This is a genomic window from Quadrisphaera sp. RL12-1S (genome assembly GCF_014270065.1).
Lineage (GTDB): Bacteria > Actinomycetota > Actinomycetes > Actinomycetales > Quadrisphaeraceae > Quadrisphaera.
Map to the genome: position 1 here is coordinate 84,941 of NZ_JACNME010000005.1, position 15,643 is coordinate 100,583.

Consider the following 15,643-nt stretch of genomic DNA (forward strand, 5'->3'; position numbering starts at 1 on the left):
CCTAGCCTGCGGCCATGCACCCGGGCCTGCTGGTCTTCGGTCTCGTGATCATCACCGTGGTCGCCGTCGCGGGGTACGCCGTCAGCGCCAAGGAGCGCAGGACGACGACGCACCGGCGACGTGACGCCGGCGACGCCGGGGGCGCCCCCTTCGTCAGCGGCGGCCACCACAGCCACCACGGGGACGGCGGCTCCTTCGGGGGCGGCGGCTGGTTCGGCGGTGGGGGCGACGGCGGGTTCGGCTCCGGCGGCTCAGACGGCGGTGGTGGCGGCGGCGGGGACTGAGCCGCCCGCCCCGCCGCGCGGGAGGTCCATGATCACGGGGAGGGGTGGGGGTCAGTAGTCCACGCGGTCGGCGCGGGAGCCCCACGCGGTGAAGGGCGCCAGCCGGTCGTCGTGGGCGAGGTGCGCCACGCGGATCGAGCCCATCTCGGGCCACTTCTCGCGCGGGGCGGCGAAGAGCTCGTAGAAGGCGCGGTCGTCGAAGCCGGCGAGCGCGGCGTCGTCCCGGTCGGCGGCGTAGACCACGCCGTCGACCCGCGCCCACAGCGACGCCGCCAGGCACAGCGGGCACGGCTCGCAGGAGGACACGAGCACGCACCCGTTCAGCCGGAAGTCACCGACCGCCGCGCAGGCGTTGCGGATGGCGACCACCTCGGCGTGCGCGGTCGGGTCCAGCGTGGGGGTGACGAGGTTGGTGCCGGTGGCGATGACCTCGCCGCCGTCGCCGGAGCCGCTGCCCACCCGGACGACCACGGCGCCGAAGGGCCCGCCCCCGCCGTCGACGTTCTCCCGGGCCAGGTCGATCGCCCGTCCCAGCCACTCCAGCTCGCTCATGCCGTCTCCTCTGCTCGCTCACCGGACCGCCACCCCAGCCAGACCCTGTCCCGCGCCATCGGCAGCCGGTGGAACCGGACCCCCGTCGCGTCCCGCACCGCGTTGGCCAGCGCCGGGGCGACGGGGTTGTAGGGGCTCTCGCTCATCGACTTGGCGCCCATCGGGCCGACGGCGTCGGTGGTGTCCGCGAAGAGCACGGTCGTCGTCGGGACGTCGGCCCAGGTGGGCAGGTGGTAGGTCCGGAAGGCGGGGTTGGTCACCGCGCCCGTCCCGCCGGGGGCGTCGTCGAGGCGGACCTCCTCGTAGAGGGCCGCGCCGATCGCCTGGGCGACCCCGCCCTCGACCTGACCGCGGCACTGCTCGGGGTTGACCACCACGCCGGCGTCGGCGCCGTGCACGGACGCGAGGATCCGCACCTCGCCGGTGGCCGGGTCGCACGCGACGGTGAAGGCCTGCACGTCGAACGCCACCGACCGCGGCGTCCCGCCCCACTCGCCCCGCCCGACCAGCTCGGCTCCCCCGGCCGCCGCTGCCGCCGCCAGGTCGGCCAGCGGCACGCGGGACCCGGCGACGACGACGGCGTCGCCGTCCAGCCGGCAGGCCTGCGGCGGCACGCCCGCGCTCCGCGCAGCCGTCTCCACGAGCAGCGACGCGAGCGCGTCGGCGGCGGCGTGGACGGCCCGGCCGGCCACCACGGTGCCGGTGGAGCCGAAAGCCCCGGTGTCGTGGCCGACGACGTCGGTGTCGGACTGGCGGACGCTCACGCGGTCGGGCGTGGTCCACAGCGCGGTGGCGGCGATCTGGGCGTGGACGGTGGTGGTGCCGTTGCCGAACTCCGCCGTGCCCACCCGGACCTCGTAGCGGGCCCCGCCGTCGTCGTCGGCCACCAGCGCGACGGCGGCATCGGCGTGGTGCCCGCGCGGCGGCACGGTGTCGATCATGGAGATGGCCATGCCCTCCCCCACCGGCCAGCCCGCCGGGGCCTGCGCGCGGACGGCCGCGCGCTGGGCGGCGACGTGCGTCTGCACGCGGTCGAGCAGCTGGTCGAGGCCGTAGCTGCCGTAGACGACGTCGTCGGGCTCGTCGGTGGTCGAGGTCATCGGGTCCCCCGGCACCACGGCGTTGCGGCGCCGCAGGTCGTACGGGTCGATGCCGAGGGCGCGGGCCAGCTCGTCCATCGCGGACTCCACGGCGAAGACCAGCTGCGAGAGCCCGTAGCCCCGGAAGGCGCCGGCGGGCACGGTGTTCGTGTAGACGGCCCACCCGTCGACGCGCTTGTTCGCGCAGCGGTACACCCCGAGGGACTCCCCGCAGCCGTGGAAGAGCACGCCGGGCGCGTGGTTGCCGTACGCGCCGGTGTTCGACACCACGCGCACCGAGATGGCCGTGAGCGTGCCGTCGGGCAGCGCGCCGAGCTGCGCCGTGACGGCCATGGGGTGGCGCGTGGTGGTGGCCGAGAACTGCTCGGCGCGGGTCAGCTCCCACTGCACCGGGCGGCCCGTGAGCAGGACGGCCAGGCCGACGAGGTCCTCGGTGAGCATCTCCTGCTTGCCGCCGAAGCCCCCGCCCACGCGTCCGGCCACCACGCGCACCTGCTCGCGCTGCAGCCCCAGGACGACGGCGAGCGCGTCGCGCGTGAGGAACGGCGTCTGCGTGGAGGAGCGCACCACCAGGCGGCCGCCCTCGGCCAGCGGCCCGTCCAGCCACCCGCGGGCGGCGTGCGTCTCCAGGGCGGCGTGGGCGAGCCGCTGGCTGCGCCACGTCCCCTCCACCACCGCGCCACCGGCCGTCCGGGCCGCCTCGAAGCCGGCCTCGACGTCACCGAGGTGGCCGTGGACCTCCGCGACGACGTTGTCGGCGGGCCGGGCGACGCGGGTCAGCGAGGGGTCCTTGTCGCCGTGGAGCACCGGGGCGCCGGTGCGCGCCGGGTGCATGGCCTCCTCGGGGTCGAAGACGGCCGGCAGCACCTCGTAGGTCACCCCCGCCACGAGCGCGGCGACGCCGGCCTCGGCCGCTGCCACGGACTCCCCCACCACGGCGGCCACCCGCTGCCCGGCGAACCGGAGCACCCTGTCGAGGACGAGCGTGTCGTCGGGGTCGTCGGAGGACCGGTGGTGCCGCGCGGAGGAGTGCAGCACGGGTCTGGTCAGCGCCGTCGGACCGTCGACGTCGTCGGCGGTGATGACGCGCACCACCCCGGGCACCGCGAGCGCCGGGGCGGTGTCGATCCCCACCACCCGGGCGTGGGCGTGCGGGGACCTCAGCACCGCGAGGTGGAGCATCCCCGGGGGTGGCGGCTCGTCGAGGGTGAACCTCGCGGCGCCCCGCACCAGGTCGGGGCCCGCGGGTGCGGGGGTGCTGCGGCCGATGGCGGCGCCGGCGGCCGGGTCGCGGTCGACGGTGGTGCGTCCCGCGAGGGCGTCGCGGAGGGAGCGGTACCCGGTGCAGCGGCACAGGTTGCCCTTGAACGCGCGGCCCAGGTCCTGCAGCTGGCCGTCGTGCTGGCCGTCGTGCTGGCCGTCCTGCAGCGCCGCCGTGGTCATGACCATGCCGGCGGTGCAGAACCCGCACTGGAAGGCCTGCGCGTCGAGGAACGCCTGCTGGCAGGGGTGGCGCAGCCCCTCCACCGTCGTCACCTCGCGGCCCTGCGCCCGGGCGGCCGGGTAGAGGCAGGAGTGGACGGCGCGCCCGTCCACGTGGACGGTGCAGGCGCCGCAGTCCCCGGCGTCGCAGCCCTTCTTCACGCCCGTCCAGCCGCCCTCGCGCAGCCAGGTGCGCAGGCACTGCCCGGGGCGGGGCTCCCGCTCGTCGGGGCGGCCGTTGACGACGGCGCTCATGCGAGCAGCTCCCGCACCACGTCCGCGGTCTGGGCCAGCGCCATCGCGCGGCGCCAGGCGGGGTGGCCGTGGACGTCGTCGTGCCAGGTCCGGCGGGGCTCGGAGCCGTCCACCGCGGAGTCGACGGCGGCAGCCGCCGCGTCTGGGCCCCCCGCCTCCACCAGCGACGACGACGACGGCCAGCGCAGCTGCAGCGGCGCCCGCGTGGCCGCGGTCACCGTCACGACGAGCTCGCCCCCGCCCCCCGTCCCGACGTCGAGGCGACCCACCACGAGGCTGGCGGAGCGGCCCAGCGGCGTGAGGCTGGCCCGGCGGAACGCGGTGCGCGCCGCCAGCGACGACGCCGGGACCACCACCTCGCGGACCAGCTCTCCGGGAGCCAGGGCCGTGGCGTGGTCACCCGTGACCAGCTCGGCCACCGGCAGCTGCCGCCTCACCACCCCGCCGGCCCCGGTGGGCGCCCACAGCTGCGCCACGCCGTCCAGCGCGGCGAACAGCGACACCATGGGCGCCGCCGGCAGGGCGGTGACGAGGTTCCCGCCGACGGTGGCCACGCCCTGCACCTTCCACCCCGCGAGGAACGCGTCGGCGCACTGCCCCACGAGCGGCGGCGCCGCCTGCCAGCGGGTGAGCTGCTCGACCGTGCAGGTCGCCGCGACGCGCAGGGCGCCGTCGTCGTCGACCGAGAGCGGGACCCAGCCGAGGGTCGTCAGGTCGAGCAGCCGGCGGGCCGCCGGCTGCGGCTCCGAGAACAGCCAGGTGCCGCCCGCGAGCCACACGTCGCCGGGCGCGGTCGGAGCCGTCCCGTCGAGCACGGGCCCGGCGGGCTCGAGGGCGGTGACGCCGTGCAGGTCCATCACCGGGCACCGTAGGCGACGGTGCGCCGCAGCGGGCTCCTCCTGCACCACTTCACCCCGAGCGCTCACCCGCCGCGCGGCCCGCGGGCCGCGCCAGCCAGCTCCGCCGACAGCGCCGTCAGCTCGGTGAGCACCCGGCGCACCACGGGCCGCTCGGCGGTGTCGGCGCGGGCGAGGGCGTCGACCTGGCGCCCCGCGCGCACCCCGAGCAGCGGCAGCAGCCGCACCCCGGGGTGGCGCCCGCACGTGTAGCGCGGCAGCAGGGAGATGCCGTGGCCGGCGGCCACCAGCTCGAGCACCACGTGGAAGTCGTTGATGCGCGAGACCACCCGCGGGGCGCGCTCGCCGCTGCCGGGGCCGGCGCCCAGCACCGCCCGCAGCACCTCCGCCACGGGGAAGCCCTCCTTCACGGCGATCCACCGCTCGTCGTCGAGGTGCTCGGGCCGCACGCCGCCGTGCTGCTGCGCGACCTCCACGAGGCGGTGGCCGAGGGGGACGGCGACGTCGAGCGGCTCGCGCAGCAACGGCACCACCCGCACGCCCGGGCTGTCGACCCAGGCGCGCTCGCCCTCGGGGCGGTGGGCGATGACGACGTCGAGGCGGTCGGTCAGCGGCGCGAAGTCGTCCAGGGGCACGTCCTCGTCGGTGCACTCCACCTCCACGCCGCTGCCGGCCAGGCGGGTCAGCAGACCGGGCAGCAGCAGCTCGGCGCCGGAGGAGAAGGCCGAGACCCGCACCAGGCCCGTCGCCGCGCGGTGGGCGTCCAGCACGGCGGTGCGGGCGCGTTCGAGGGCCACCGCGACGTCGTCGGCGGCCTCGGCGAGGGCCAGGCCCGCGGCCGTGAGGCGCAGCCCCCGCCCGACCCGCTCGGTCAGCGGGACCCCGGCCTGCCGGGTCAGGGAGGCCAGGTGCTGGGAGACCGCGGACGGGGTGAGGTGGAGGACGGCGGCGGCGCGCGTGACACCGCCCTGGGTCCTCACCGCGCGCAGCGCCTCGAGCGCCCTCGTGTCCATGAAGCCAGACTGCACGGTCGGTGTGGCAGATGTCGATGGACTGCACAGTCACCGTCACCCCACCGTGGTCGTGTGCCGCTCACCGCCCGCCTCCTGGCCCTGCTCGTCGCCGTGACGTGGGGGCTGAACTTCGTGGCCATCCACGCCTCCCTCGAGCAGTTCCCGCCGCTGCTGTGCGCCGCCGTGCGCTTCACCGTGATCGCCGTGCCGGTGGTGCTCCTCGTGCCGCGCCCCCGCGGCGTGCCGGTGCGCTGGCTGCTGGCCTACGGGGCCGGGTTCGGGGTGGCCCAGTTCGTCTTCCTCTACACGGCCATGGCCGTCGGCATGCCCGCCGGGCTCGCGTCGCTGGTGCTGCAGTCGTCAGCGCCGTTCACGGTGGTGCTGGCCGGCGCGCTGCTGCGCGAGCGGCTCACCGGACGGCAGGTGGCCGGTGTCGGCGTCGCCGTGGTGGGGCTGGTGGGGATCGCCGCCTCGCGGGCGGAGCTGGGAGGCGCGGCGACGCTGCTGCCGGTGGTCCTGACGCTGCTCGGCGGCCTGGGATGGGCGTTCGGCAACCTCGGCTCGCGGCTGGCGTGGCGGGAGCGGATGGCGGCCGGCCAGCCGCCGAGCGCCACCGAGTCGCTGCGGCTGGTGCTGTGGGTGTCCGTGGTGCCGCCGCTGCCGCTGGCGCTGGCGTCGCTCGTGCTCGAGGGGCCGGCGCGCATCGGCGACGCCTTCACGGGGCTCGGCTCACGGACGGGGCTGCTGGCGATCGCCGGGCTCGCCTTCACGGTGCTCATCGCCACGCTGGTCGGCCAGGTGGTGTGGTCGGCGCTCATGGCGCGCCACCCCTCCAGCTCCGTGGCCCCGTTCTCGATGCTCGTGCCGGTGGTCGGGATGGTGGCCGCGCACGTGCTGCTGGGCGAGGCGACGCCGTGGCGCGAGGTGGCGCTCGGCGCCGTGGTGGTGGGCGGGGTGCTGCTGGGCGCCTCCCGCCCCCGTCGCCGTCAGGAGACGGGGACCCTCAGCGCGGGCATCCCCAGCCCGACGGAGCGCCCGCCTGCGCCGGCTCCGGTGCCCTGTGCCGGCACGCCGCACGAGGCGAGCTGGCGGCGGTCGTAGGCGTCGCCACCCCGGGTGCGCCGCACGGACAGCGGTGAGCCGGCGGGCACGTCGGCCACCAGGTGGTGCGGCGCTGACTGCGTGACCCGGACGGTCACCACGTCACCCGGGCGCGGGCGGTCGGCCTCGGGCAGGTCGGCCGGCAGCCCGACGTGCACGAGCCGGTTGTCGCGGGCACGGCCCGAGACGCGCTGGCTGGCGCCGTCCTTCTTGCCCTTCGCCTCGGCGACGAGCACCTCGACCGTGCGGCCCACCTGCTGCGCCGCCTCCGCCTCGCTGATGCGCTCCTGCAGGGCGATGAGCCGCTCGTAGCGCTCCTGCACCACCGCCTTGGGCAGCTGGTCGGGCATGGTGGCGGCGGGCGTGCCGGGTCGCTGGGAGTACTGGAACGTGAACGCGCTGGCGAAGCGGCTCGCCTCCACCACGCGGAGGGTCTCGGCGAAGTCCTCCTCGGTCTCCCCCGGGAACCCGACGATGATGTCGGTGCTGATCGCGGCGTCAGGGATCTGCGCGCGGACCCGGTCGAGGATGCCGAGGAACTTCTCGCTCCGGTAGGAGCGGCGCATCGCGCGCAGCACGCGGTCCGACCCCGACTGCAGCGGCATGTGCAGCTGCGGCATCACGGTGGGCGTCTCGGCCATGGCGGTGATGACGTCGTCGGTGAACATCGCCGGGTGGGGGCTGGTGAAGCGCACTCGCTCGATGCCGTCCACCCGGCCGACGGCGCGGAGCAGGTCGGCGAAGGCCGAGTTCCCCGTGCCGGTCCGCAGCTCACCCATCCCCGTCCCGTAGGAGTTGACGTTCTGCCCCAGCAGCGTCACCTCGACCACGCCGTCGGCGACCAGCGCCTCCACCTCGGCCAGCACGTCGCCGGGGCGGCGGTCCTTCTCCTTGCCGCGCAGCGCCGGCACGATGCAGAACGTGCAGGTGTTGTTGCAGCCCACGCTGATGGACACCCACGCGCTGGCCGCGGACTCGCGGGCCTGCGGCAGCGTGGAGGGGAAGACCTCCAGCTCCTCCAGCACCTCCACCTGCGCCTCGGCCTGCACGCGGGAGCGCTCCAGCAGCGCCGGCAGGGCGTGGGTGTTGTGGGTGCCGAAGACGACGTCCACCCAGGGCGCCTTCGCCAGGATGACGTCGCGGTCCTTCTGGGCCAGGCACCCGCCGACGGCGATCTGCATGCCGGGCCGGCGGGCCTTGACGCTCGCGAGGTGGCCCAGGTTGCCGTAGAGGCGGTTGTCGGCGTTCTCGCGGACCGCGCAGGTGTTGAGGACGACGACGTCGGCCTCGCCCGAGCGTCCGGCCTCGTCGTCGGCGCGCGAGTAGCCGGCGTCCTCGAGCAGCCCGGCGAGGCGCTCGGAGTCGTGGGCGTTCATCTGGCACCCGTAGGTGCGGACGGCGTACGTGCGCTCGACGGGCTCGGCAGGCTGGAACACGACCACCCGATGAGGATAGGTGGCTGTGAGCAGCACCCAGGTCGTCCAGCCGGAGGCGATCGCCGACGCACCCGACCTCCACGGCCCCGTGATGATGGAGCAGGCCTGGCGCGACGCCGCGTTCCTGCACTGGGCCGTGCCGCCGGAGCGGGTGGCGCACCTCATGCCGCCGGGGGTGCGCCCCGACGTGCTGGACGGCGTCACGTACGTGGCGCTCGTGCCGTTCCGCATGGTCGGCGCCGGACTCGGCCCGCGGGAGGTCGGCCCGGCGGTGCCGTGGGCGGGCACGTTCCTGGAGACCAACGTGCGGCTGTACTCGGTGGACGACACGGGCCGGCGCGGCATCGTCTTCGTCACCCTGGAGTGCTCGCGGCTGGTGGTGGTGGCCGGGGCGCAAGCCGCGTTCGGGCTGCCGTACCGCTGGTCGTCCATGGCGTTCGGCCGCCGCGCCACCTCCGAGGGCGCCCGGGTGGCCTACGCGCTGCGCGGCCGGGGGAACCGCTCGGGCGTCTGCCAGCGGCTGGAGCTGTCGCTCGGCGCGCAGCTGTCCCCCACCGAGGCCCACGACGACGACGGGCTGCCCCGCTTCCTCACAGCCCGCTGGGGGCTGCACCAGCAGCACCTCGGCCGCACCTGGTACGTGCCCAACGAGCACGGCCCGTGGCCGCTGCGCACCGCCTCCGTGGAGGCCTTCGAGGACGGGCTGCTCGCGGACGTCGGCTTCCCCGAGCTGGCGGCGCGCGAGCCCGACTCGGTGCTCTTCTCCTCCGGGGTGGTCACCCGGTTCGGCCTGCCGGGGGACGCCCGGCGGCCGCGGCGGGGCTGACGGCGCGGCTGACCGGCGGGGTGGACGCGGCGCGGGCCGCCGACACCTCCTCGCGGGTCGCGCAGCCCGGGGCGTGGTCGTTGACCAGGCCCATGGCCTGCTGGAACGCGTAGACGGTGGTGGGGCCCACGAACTTCCAGCCGCGCTTCTTGAGGTCCTTGCTCATGGCCGTCGACTCCGGCGAGGTGGCGCGCACCTCGAACGGGCGCTCTGCCTCACCGTCGGGCGCCCAGCTCCACGCGTAGGCGGCGATGCTGCCGTGCTCGGCCACCAGCTCGCGGGCGCGCGCGGCGTTGTTGATGGCCGCCTCGATCTTGCCGCGGTGCCTCACGATGCCGGCGTCGCCGAGCAGCCGTTCCACGTCGCCGTCGTCGAACCGCGCGACCACCTCGTGGTCGAAGCCGGCGAACGCCGCCCGGAAGACCTCCCGCTTGCGCAGGATGGTCAGCCAGCTCAGGCCGGACTGGAAGCCCTCCAGGCACAGCTTCTCGAACAGGCGCCGGTCGTCGCAGACCGGGAAGCCCCACTCGGTGTCGTGGTAGGCCACGTAGTCCGGGGTGGAGGTGCCCCACGCGCAGCGCGGGACCCCGTCGGCACCGACGACGACGTCCACTACTCCTCCTCCTGTCGCACGGCCTCGCGCACCACCCTCATGACCAGCCCCTGGGGGTACCCCTTGCGGGCGAGCATCCCGGCCAGCCTCCGGGTCTGGACCTCGGGAGCGAGCGCCCCCATCGACCGCAGGCGCCGCGCGACGAGGTCTCGCGCCGAGGCCTCCTCGGCCTCGTCGTCGACCTGCTCCAGGGCGGCGGCCGCGGTGGCGTCGTCGACGCCCTTGGCGCGCAGCTCGTGCGCCAGGGCCCGCCGGCCCAGGCCCCGGGTGAGGCGCTGGGACCTCACGAGCACCTCGGCGTAGGCGGCGTCGTCGACGAGGCCCACCTCGGTGAACCGCCTCAGCACCTGCTCGGCGGCCTCGTCCGGGACGCCCTTCTCGGCCAGCTTCTTCTCCAGCTGCGCCCGGCTGCGGGGCGCCGCGGTCAGCTGGCGGAGCACGACGTCCCGGGCGACGGCGACGGGGTCTCCCCCGACGCCGCCGCCCTGACGCGTGCTCAGAAGTCGACCTTGGCCTCGGCCGGCAGCTCGACGGTGTCGGCGGCAGCGGCGGGCTGCCCGATGCCGAGCTTCTCCTTGATCTTGCGCTCGATCTCGTCGCCGAGGTCGGGGTTGTCGCGCAGGAAGGTGCGGGCGTTCTCCTTGCCCTGCCCGAGCTGGTCTCCCTCGTAGGTGTACCAAGCGCCGGACTTGCGGATGAAGCCGTGCTCCACGCCCATGTCGATGAGACCGCCCTCGCGGGAGATGCCCACGCCGTAGAGGATGTCGAACTCGGCCTGCTTGAACGGGGGGCTGACCTTGTTCTTGACCACCTTGACGCGGGTGCGGTTGCCAACCGGCTCGTTGCCGTCCTTGAGCGTCTCGATGCGGCGCACGTCGAGGCGGACCGACGCGTAGAACTTCAGCGCCTTTCCACCCGTGGTGGTCTCGGGCGAGCCGAACATCACGCCGATCTTCTCGCGCAGCTGGTTGATGAAGATCGCGGTGGTGCCGGCGGTGTTCAGCGCACCGGTCATCTTGCGCAGCGCCTGCGACATGAGGCGGGCCTGCAGACCGACGTGGCTGTCACCCATCTCGCCCTCGATCTCGGCGCGGGGCACCAGGGCCGCCACGGAGTCGATGACGAGGATGTCGAGCGCCCCGGAGCGCACGAGCATGTCGGCGATCTCGAGGGCCTGCTCACCGGTGTCGGGCTGGGAGACCAGCAGGGCGTCGGTGTCGACGCCGAGCTTCTTGGCGTACTCGGGGTCGAGCGCGTGCTCGGCGTCGATGAAGGCCGCGATGCCGCCCGCCTTCTGGGCGTTCGCCACCGCGTGCAGCGCGACGGTCGTCTTTCCCGAGGACTCCGGGCCGTAGATCTCCACCACGCGGCCGCGGGGCAGCCCGCCGATGCCGAGCGCGACGTCGAGCGCCGTCGACCCGGTGGGGATGAACTTCATCGGCTCGCGGACCTCGTCCCCGAGGCGCATGACGGTGTTCTTGCCGAACTGCTTGTCGATCTGCGCGAGGGCGAACTCGAGCGACTTCGACTTGTCGTTGGTCTTGGTGGCGGGTGCGGCCACGAGGATCACCCCTGTCGACGGGCACCCGGACCGGCCGGGCGCTGCTGCGGTGCGTTCGGGGACGACGCTAGGCGCCACCACCGACAGTCCGTCGCCGCGAGCGCCCGCCCTGTGGACGGGCGGCCCTGCGCGGCGATCACCCGACCCACACTACTCCCGCTGACCGAACGCGCGTTCGACATCGGCGCGCCTCACGGCAGGTCGCGCAGCAGGGCCGTGGTCCACCTCACCCCGTCAGCGAGGTCGGCGACGGCGACGTGCTCGTCCACGCCGTGGATCGACGCCCGCTGGGCCCTGCTCATGCGCAGCGGGGAGAACCGGTAGACCCTGCCGCCCAGGCCGCAGAAGGAGCGCGCGTCGGTGGCGGCCATCGTCACGTACGGCGTGACCAGGGCGTCCGGGAACACCCGTTCCGTGCACCGCTCGAGCAGCGCGAACGCCTCGTCGTCGTCCTCAGCCGTGGAGAAGGGCGAGGTGGGGCTGGGCTCGCCGCGCTCGACCACCTCCACGTCCACGCCGCAGCCGCGCACGGCGCGGCGCACGCGCTGCACCACCGCGTCCACGGAGTCCCCGGCCATGATCCGCGCGTTCGCGCCCACCCAGGCCTCGTCAGGCACCGCGTTGACGGCCGCCGACCCCTGCATCGCGGTGAAGGCGAGGGTGGTGCGGACCATGGCGGCGCTCTCCGGCCCGGCCAGCACGAGCAGGCGCCCGGCCACCGCCGGGAACCGGTCCACGAGCCCGGACACCGGCCGCGGCAGTACGCGGCGCAGCAGCTCCCGCGTCGCCGCCGGCACCTCCACCGGCCCGAGCACGGCCCGTCGCTCGGCGCGCTCCAGCGCCACCACCGCCCGGGCCAGGCGCGCCACCGGACCACCGCGCGCCGGGGTGGACGCGTGCCCGCCGCGACCCCGCGCCACCAGCCGCAGCACGGTGCTGCCCTTCTCCGTCACGCCCACCACGGCCAGCGGCGCCCGCAGGCCCGGCAGCGCCCCGTGCGCCACGGCCCCGCCCTCGTCCAGCACCGCCCACGGCCGCACGCCGCGCCCGCGCAGCACGCCGACGGCCGCGACGGCGCAGGCGCCGCCGGTCTCCTCGTCGGTCCCGGACGAGACCCAGACGTCGCGCGCCGGCACGAACCCCTCGGCGAGCAGTCCCTCCACAGCGGCGAGGACGACCACGAGCGGGCCCTTGTCGTCCAGCGTCCCGCGCCCCCAGACGGCCTCACCCTCCGCCGACCCCGCGAGCACCCCGCCGAAGGGCGGGTGGGTCCAGGCGCTCTCCACCCCGGCGGGGACGACGTCCTGGTGGCCCAGGAGGACCAGCGGCGCCGCCTCCCCACCGGCGCCGCCCGAGCCGCGCCAGCGCAGGAGGAGGGTGCGCGGGCGACCGGGCACCGCGACGCGCTCCAGCTGGGCGAACACCCGCGGGAAGGCCTGAGCCAGCACCTCGTGCAGCGCGGTGGACGCCGCCGCGTCTCCCGTCGTCGTCGGGCACCTCACGGCCGCCTGCAGCGCGGCGACGACGTCGACGGCGGCAGCGGCGGCGGGGCTCACGCCCGCATCCTCGCCCGGTACGCGGCGACGGCGGCCCGGTTGCCGCACGACCCGTCGCAGAAGCGGCGGGAGCGGTTCTTGGACAGGTCCACGAAGACGTCGGTGCAGTCCTCCCCCGCGCAGCGCTGCAGACGGCCGAGCTCGCCTCGGCGGACCACCTCGACCATCGCCATCCCGGCCTCCACGGCCATCCGGCGGTCGAGCGGGGCGTCGTCAGGGGTGGCGTGCAGGTGCCAGTCCCAGCCGTCGTGGCGGACCAGCTGCGGCAGGGCGCGCGCCTCGGACAGGAGCGCGTTGACGAGGTCCACGAACCGCTCCTCCTCGCCGGCCAGCGCGAGGTCCCACAGCGCGAGCAGCCGGGGGCGCAGCTCCCGGACCGCCTCCAGCTCGGCGAGGTCGTGGTCGCGCCGGCCGCTCCAGCGGTGCTCCTCGCAGAAGGCGTCGAGGGCCGCGACGTCGGGGAGCCCCTCCTCGCCGGACACGTGCCCGGCGGTGTTGACCATGGCGACGAGCGCGGCGAGCTCGCGCTCGGTGTCATGAGCGAAAAGCATCTTGACTCCTTTCACGGCGCACCGCTAGCGTCTGCCTCGGCGTCACAAGCGTAGAGGGGTTTGACTGATGACAGCAGCACCGGTGGCCGCCACCACGGCATCGTCCACCCTCCCGGCCCAGGCCGCGGCCGCCACGGCACGCGGCGGGCTGGTCTACGCGCTCGCCTCCGCCGCCGCCTTCGGCACCTCCGGCATCTTCGCCAACGCGCTGCTGCACGCCGGCTGGACGCCCGGCTCGGCCGTCATCGCGCGCATGCTGGGCGCGGCCCTCGTGCTCGCGCCGATCGCCGTCGCCCAGCTCCGCGGCCGCTGGCACCTGCTGTGGCGGGCCCGCTGGCGCGCGCTGGCGTTCGGGGTCTTCGCCATGGCCGGCTGCCAGCTCGGCTTCTTCGCCGCCGTGCAGACCGTCCCGGTGTCGCTGGCGCTGCTCATCGAGTACTCCGGCGTGCTGCTGGTGGTCGCGTGGGCGTGGACCGTCGGCGGCCAGCGCCCCCGCCTGCGCACCGCCCTCGGCGGCCTCGCGGCGCTGGCCGGTCTCGCGCTGGTGCTCGGCGTGGGGGGCGAGGGCCTGACCGGCGGGACCGGCCTGGTCTGGGCCGCCGCCGCCGGGGTCTGCCTGGCCGTGTACTTCGTGCTCGCCGCGCACGACGGCAGCGGCGTCCCCGCCCTGGCCCTCTCCTGGGTGGGCATGCTGGTCGGCGCCGCGGCGCTCGGCGCCGCCGCCCTGGTGGGGCTGCTGCCGATGGGCGTCACCACCGGCGACGTCGCGCTCGCCGGGTCCGCCGTCCCGTGGTGGTCGGTGGTGCTCGGCATGGTGGCCATCGCCACCGCCTTCGCCTACGGCACGGGCATCGCCGCGGCGCGCCGCCTGTCGGCGGCGCCGGCGTCGTTCGTGGCGCTCACCGAGGTGCTCTTCGCCGCCGCGTGGGCGTGGGTGCTGCTGGGCCAGCACCTCACCGCGGTGCAGCTGGTCGGCGGGGCCGTGGTGCTCGCGGGCATCGTCGTCGTCCGCAGCGACAGGTCCTCAGCAGCGGGCTGAGGCGTCCGCCGGGCCCTGGGCCGCCAGCGCGGCGCGCAGGGTGCTGACCGGCACCGCGTACGCGTCCTCGCCGGTCGTCGCGCCGGCGTAGACCACACCCACCACCGCTCCGCTGCGGTCGACCACCGCTGACCCGGAGCTGCCCGGCGCCACCGGCGCCTCCAGCCGCAGCACCTGCGCCGCGGCCGTGTGGAGCGGGTCGTCCACGGGGCCGGTGATCACGCCGGTCGCCGTCGCCAGCGCCTCCCCGTGCGGGTAGCCGACCACCGTGACCGCCTCCCCGCCCACCGGGTCGGCGGACGCCAGCGGCACCGTGGCGGGCAGCTCCTCGCGGGTGCTCACCACCGCGAGGTCCGCCACCGTGGCCGTCACCGACCCCGCCACGGCCAGCTGGTGACCGTCCCAGGTGTCCACCTGCAGCTGCTCGGCGCCCTTCACGACGTGGGCGTTGGTGACCAGGGTGTGAGCGTCCAGCGCGAACCCCGACCCGGTCTTGACGCTGGTGCAGCCCACGGTGCGCACCCGCACCGACGCGCTCACCGCGGTCCGCAGGACGTCGGCGGCGTCGGCGGAGGCGACTGCGCTGGACGCGACCGCCGCCGGGTCCGCCGCCACGGGGTCCACCGGCGGCAGCTGCGGCACCGCTGCGCACCCCGCCGTCCCCAGCGCACCCAGGACGACGACGGCGGCCCCGCCGACGACCGAGCGCCTCAGCGGTCCGCCGCCTCGCGCAGGTCCGTGGCGCGGGCCTTCTCCGCGGCCAGCTGCTCCACGCGCGCGTCAGAGGCGGCGAGGTCCGCGTGGACCGCCGCCACGCGCTGCTGCAGCTGGGCCGACGTGGCCACCAGCTGCGCACGCTGGGCCTCCGAGCTCTGGGCGCGCTGCTGCCAGGCGTCGCTGACGGCCCACAGGTACGCGGCGGCGCCCAGCGCCAGCACGAGCGCGACCACCAGACCCACGACGACGCCTGCGCCCGCGCCGCGCCGCTCCCGCCGGCGCGGGCGCTCGCGCAGCGGCGCCGTGGGAGCGGCGGTGGGCACCACCTCGACGTCCGGCCACGACCGCTGCGCCGGCACCACGGAGGGCCGCACCACGGTCGGCAGCTGGGTCACGCACCCATCGTGACCGCTGGGGGGTCCGCTCGCCGGAGGTTGCCCAGATCCGTGGGCCCAGCGACCCCGGCACCTTCCTCCACCGGCAGTGCAGCGGTCACCTTCCCCTTCGTGATCTCCGGGGAGGCTCACCGCTACCAGGACTGGGACGAGACCCTCGGTGCGCCCCACGGACCGGTCAGGTCCGCTGCGGAGGCGGAGGCCCGGTTCTCGGCCGGAGAGATGGTCACGGTGCTGGTCGGCAGGGCCGAAGCACCCGACGTCGTCCTGCAGGTCAGCCAGTTCGGACACGTGATCGTGACGAT

The 15,643-nt window shown here is 75.7% G+C and carries 16 protein-coding genes; 4 read left to right on the forward strand and 12 right to left on the reverse strand.

Features of this window, described 5'->3' with window-relative positions; all coding sequences use genetic code 11:
* The first annotated feature begins 14 nt into the window (after positions 1 to 14).
* Complete coding sequence (locus H7K62_RS11315; RefSeq protein ID WP_186718178.1) at positions 15 to 284, forward strand: hypothetical protein; 270 nt, start codon at positions 15 to 17, stop codon at positions 282 to 284.
* Positions 285 to 335: 51 nt separating this feature from the next.
* Here H7K62_RS11315 and H7K62_RS11320 read toward each other — a convergent pair whose 3' ends face one another.
* The 4 genes from H7K62_RS11320 to H7K62_RS11335 all read right to left on the reverse strand — a co-directional run bounded on the left by H7K62_RS11320 (position 336) and on the right by H7K62_RS11335 (position 5,543).
* Positions 336 to 836 (reverse strand): nucleoside deaminase, encoded by a 501-nt coding sequence (locus tag H7K62_RS11320; protein WP_186718180.1) that lies wholly within the window; start codon positions 834 to 836, stop codon positions 336 to 338.
* Positions 833 to 3,673, reverse strand: coding sequence for a molybdopterin-dependent oxidoreductase (locus H7K62_RS11325; protein WP_186718182.1), 2,841 nt, complete (start codon positions 3,671 to 3,673; stop codon positions 833 to 835). Before H7K62_RS11325 ends, H7K62_RS11320 begins: the two co-directional genes overlap by 4 nt.
* On the reverse strand, positions 3,670 to 4,530 hold the full coding sequence (locus tag H7K62_RS11330; RefSeq protein WP_186718184.1) for an FAD binding domain-containing protein: 861 nt from the start codon (positions 4,528 to 4,530) through the stop codon (positions 3,670 to 3,672). The genes H7K62_RS11325 and H7K62_RS11330 overlap by 4 nt, the downstream gene beginning before the upstream one ends.
* A 65-nt stretch (positions 4,531 to 4,595) precedes the next feature.
* Complete coding sequence (locus tag H7K62_RS11335) at positions 4,596 to 5,543, reverse strand: LysR family transcriptional regulator (protein ID WP_186718187.1); 948 nt, start codon at positions 5,541 to 5,543, stop codon at positions 4,596 to 4,598.
* A gap of 72 nt (positions 5,544 to 5,615) precedes the next feature.
* On the opposite strand from H7K62_RS11335, the gene H7K62_RS11340 reads away from it, so the two are divergent.
* A complete protein-coding gene (locus H7K62_RS11340) occupies positions 5,616 to 6,644 on the forward strand; it encodes an EamA family transporter (protein WP_186718189.1) in 1,029 nt (342 codons plus the stop codon).
* Here the strand turns inward: H7K62_RS11340 and miaB are convergent.
* The gene (gene miaB / locus H7K62_RS11345) at positions 6,530 to 8,020 is read right to left on the reverse strand and encodes a tRNA (N6-isopentenyl adenosine(37)-C2)-methylthiotransferase MiaB (RefSeq protein WP_186718628.1); all 1,491 of its coding nucleotides are present in this window, start codon (positions 8,018 to 8,020) and stop codon (positions 6,530 to 6,532) included. The genes H7K62_RS11340 and miaB overlap by 115 nt on opposite strands.
* Before the next feature lie 85 nt (positions 8,021 to 8,105).
* Here miaB and H7K62_RS11350 point away from each other — a divergent pair, with 85 nt between their 5' ends.
* Positions 8,106 to 8,906: a YqjF family protein gene (locus tag H7K62_RS11350; protein ID WP_370591731.1), complete on the forward strand. Its 801-nt coding sequence runs from the start codon at positions 8,106 to 8,108 to the stop codon at positions 8,904 to 8,906.
* Here the strand turns inward: H7K62_RS11350 and H7K62_RS11355 are convergent.
* The 5 genes from H7K62_RS11355 to H7K62_RS11375 form a co-directional block, all read right to left on the reverse strand.
* Entirely contained in the window at positions 8,857 to 9,519 is a 663-nt protein-coding gene (locus tag H7K62_RS11355) for a DNA-3-methyladenine glycosylase I (protein WP_186718191.1), read from the reverse strand. The two genes, H7K62_RS11350 and H7K62_RS11355, sit on opposite strands and share 50 nt — an antisense overlap.
* Positions 9,519 to 9,959, reverse strand: a complete 441-nt coding sequence (locus tag H7K62_RS11360; RefSeq protein ID WP_370591733.1) for a regulatory protein RecX — start codon at positions 9,957 to 9,959, stop codon at positions 9,519 to 9,521. Before H7K62_RS11360 ends, H7K62_RS11355 begins: the two co-directional genes overlap by 1 nt.
* A gap of 56 nt (positions 9,960 to 10,015) precedes the next feature.
* Complete coding sequence (recA, locus tag H7K62_RS11365) at positions 10,016 to 11,080, reverse strand: recombinase RecA (RefSeq protein WP_186718193.1); 1,065 nt, start codon at positions 11,078 to 11,080, stop codon at positions 10,016 to 10,018.
* A 191-nt stretch (positions 11,081 to 11,271) separates the two neighbouring features.
* Positions 11,272 to 12,636, reverse strand: a complete 1,365-nt coding sequence (locus tag H7K62_RS11370) for a M20/M25/M40 family metallo-hydrolase (RefSeq protein ID WP_186718195.1) — start codon at positions 12,634 to 12,636, stop codon at positions 11,272 to 11,274.
* A complete protein-coding gene (locus H7K62_RS11375; RefSeq protein WP_186718197.1) occupies positions 12,633 to 13,187 on the reverse strand; it encodes a CGNR zinc finger domain-containing protein in 555 nt (184 codons plus the stop codon). Before H7K62_RS11375 ends, H7K62_RS11370 begins: the two co-directional genes overlap by 4 nt.
* 67 nt (positions 13,188 to 13,254) lie before the next feature.
* Here H7K62_RS11375 and H7K62_RS11380 point away from each other — a divergent pair, with 67 nt between their 5' ends.
* Positions 13,255 to 14,226, forward strand: coding sequence for an EamA family transporter (locus H7K62_RS11380; protein ID WP_186718199.1), 972 nt, complete (start codon positions 13,255 to 13,257; stop codon positions 14,224 to 14,226).
* On the opposite strand, the gene H7K62_RS11385 is transcribed toward H7K62_RS11380, so the two are convergent.
* Together H7K62_RS11385 and H7K62_RS11390 are read right to left on the reverse strand one after the other, a co-directional pair.
* A complete protein-coding gene (locus H7K62_RS11385) occupies positions 14,212 to 14,868 on the reverse strand; it encodes a S1 family peptidase (RefSeq protein ID WP_222437469.1) in 657 nt (218 codons plus the stop codon). The genes H7K62_RS11380 and H7K62_RS11385 overlap by 15 nt on opposite strands.
* 68 nt (positions 14,869 to 14,936) lie before the next feature.
* Complete coding sequence (locus H7K62_RS11390; RefSeq protein WP_186718201.1) at positions 14,937 to 15,338, reverse strand: hypothetical protein; 402 nt, start codon at positions 15,336 to 15,338, stop codon at positions 14,937 to 14,939.
* Between the last annotated feature and the right edge of the window lie 305 nt (positions 15,339 to 15,643).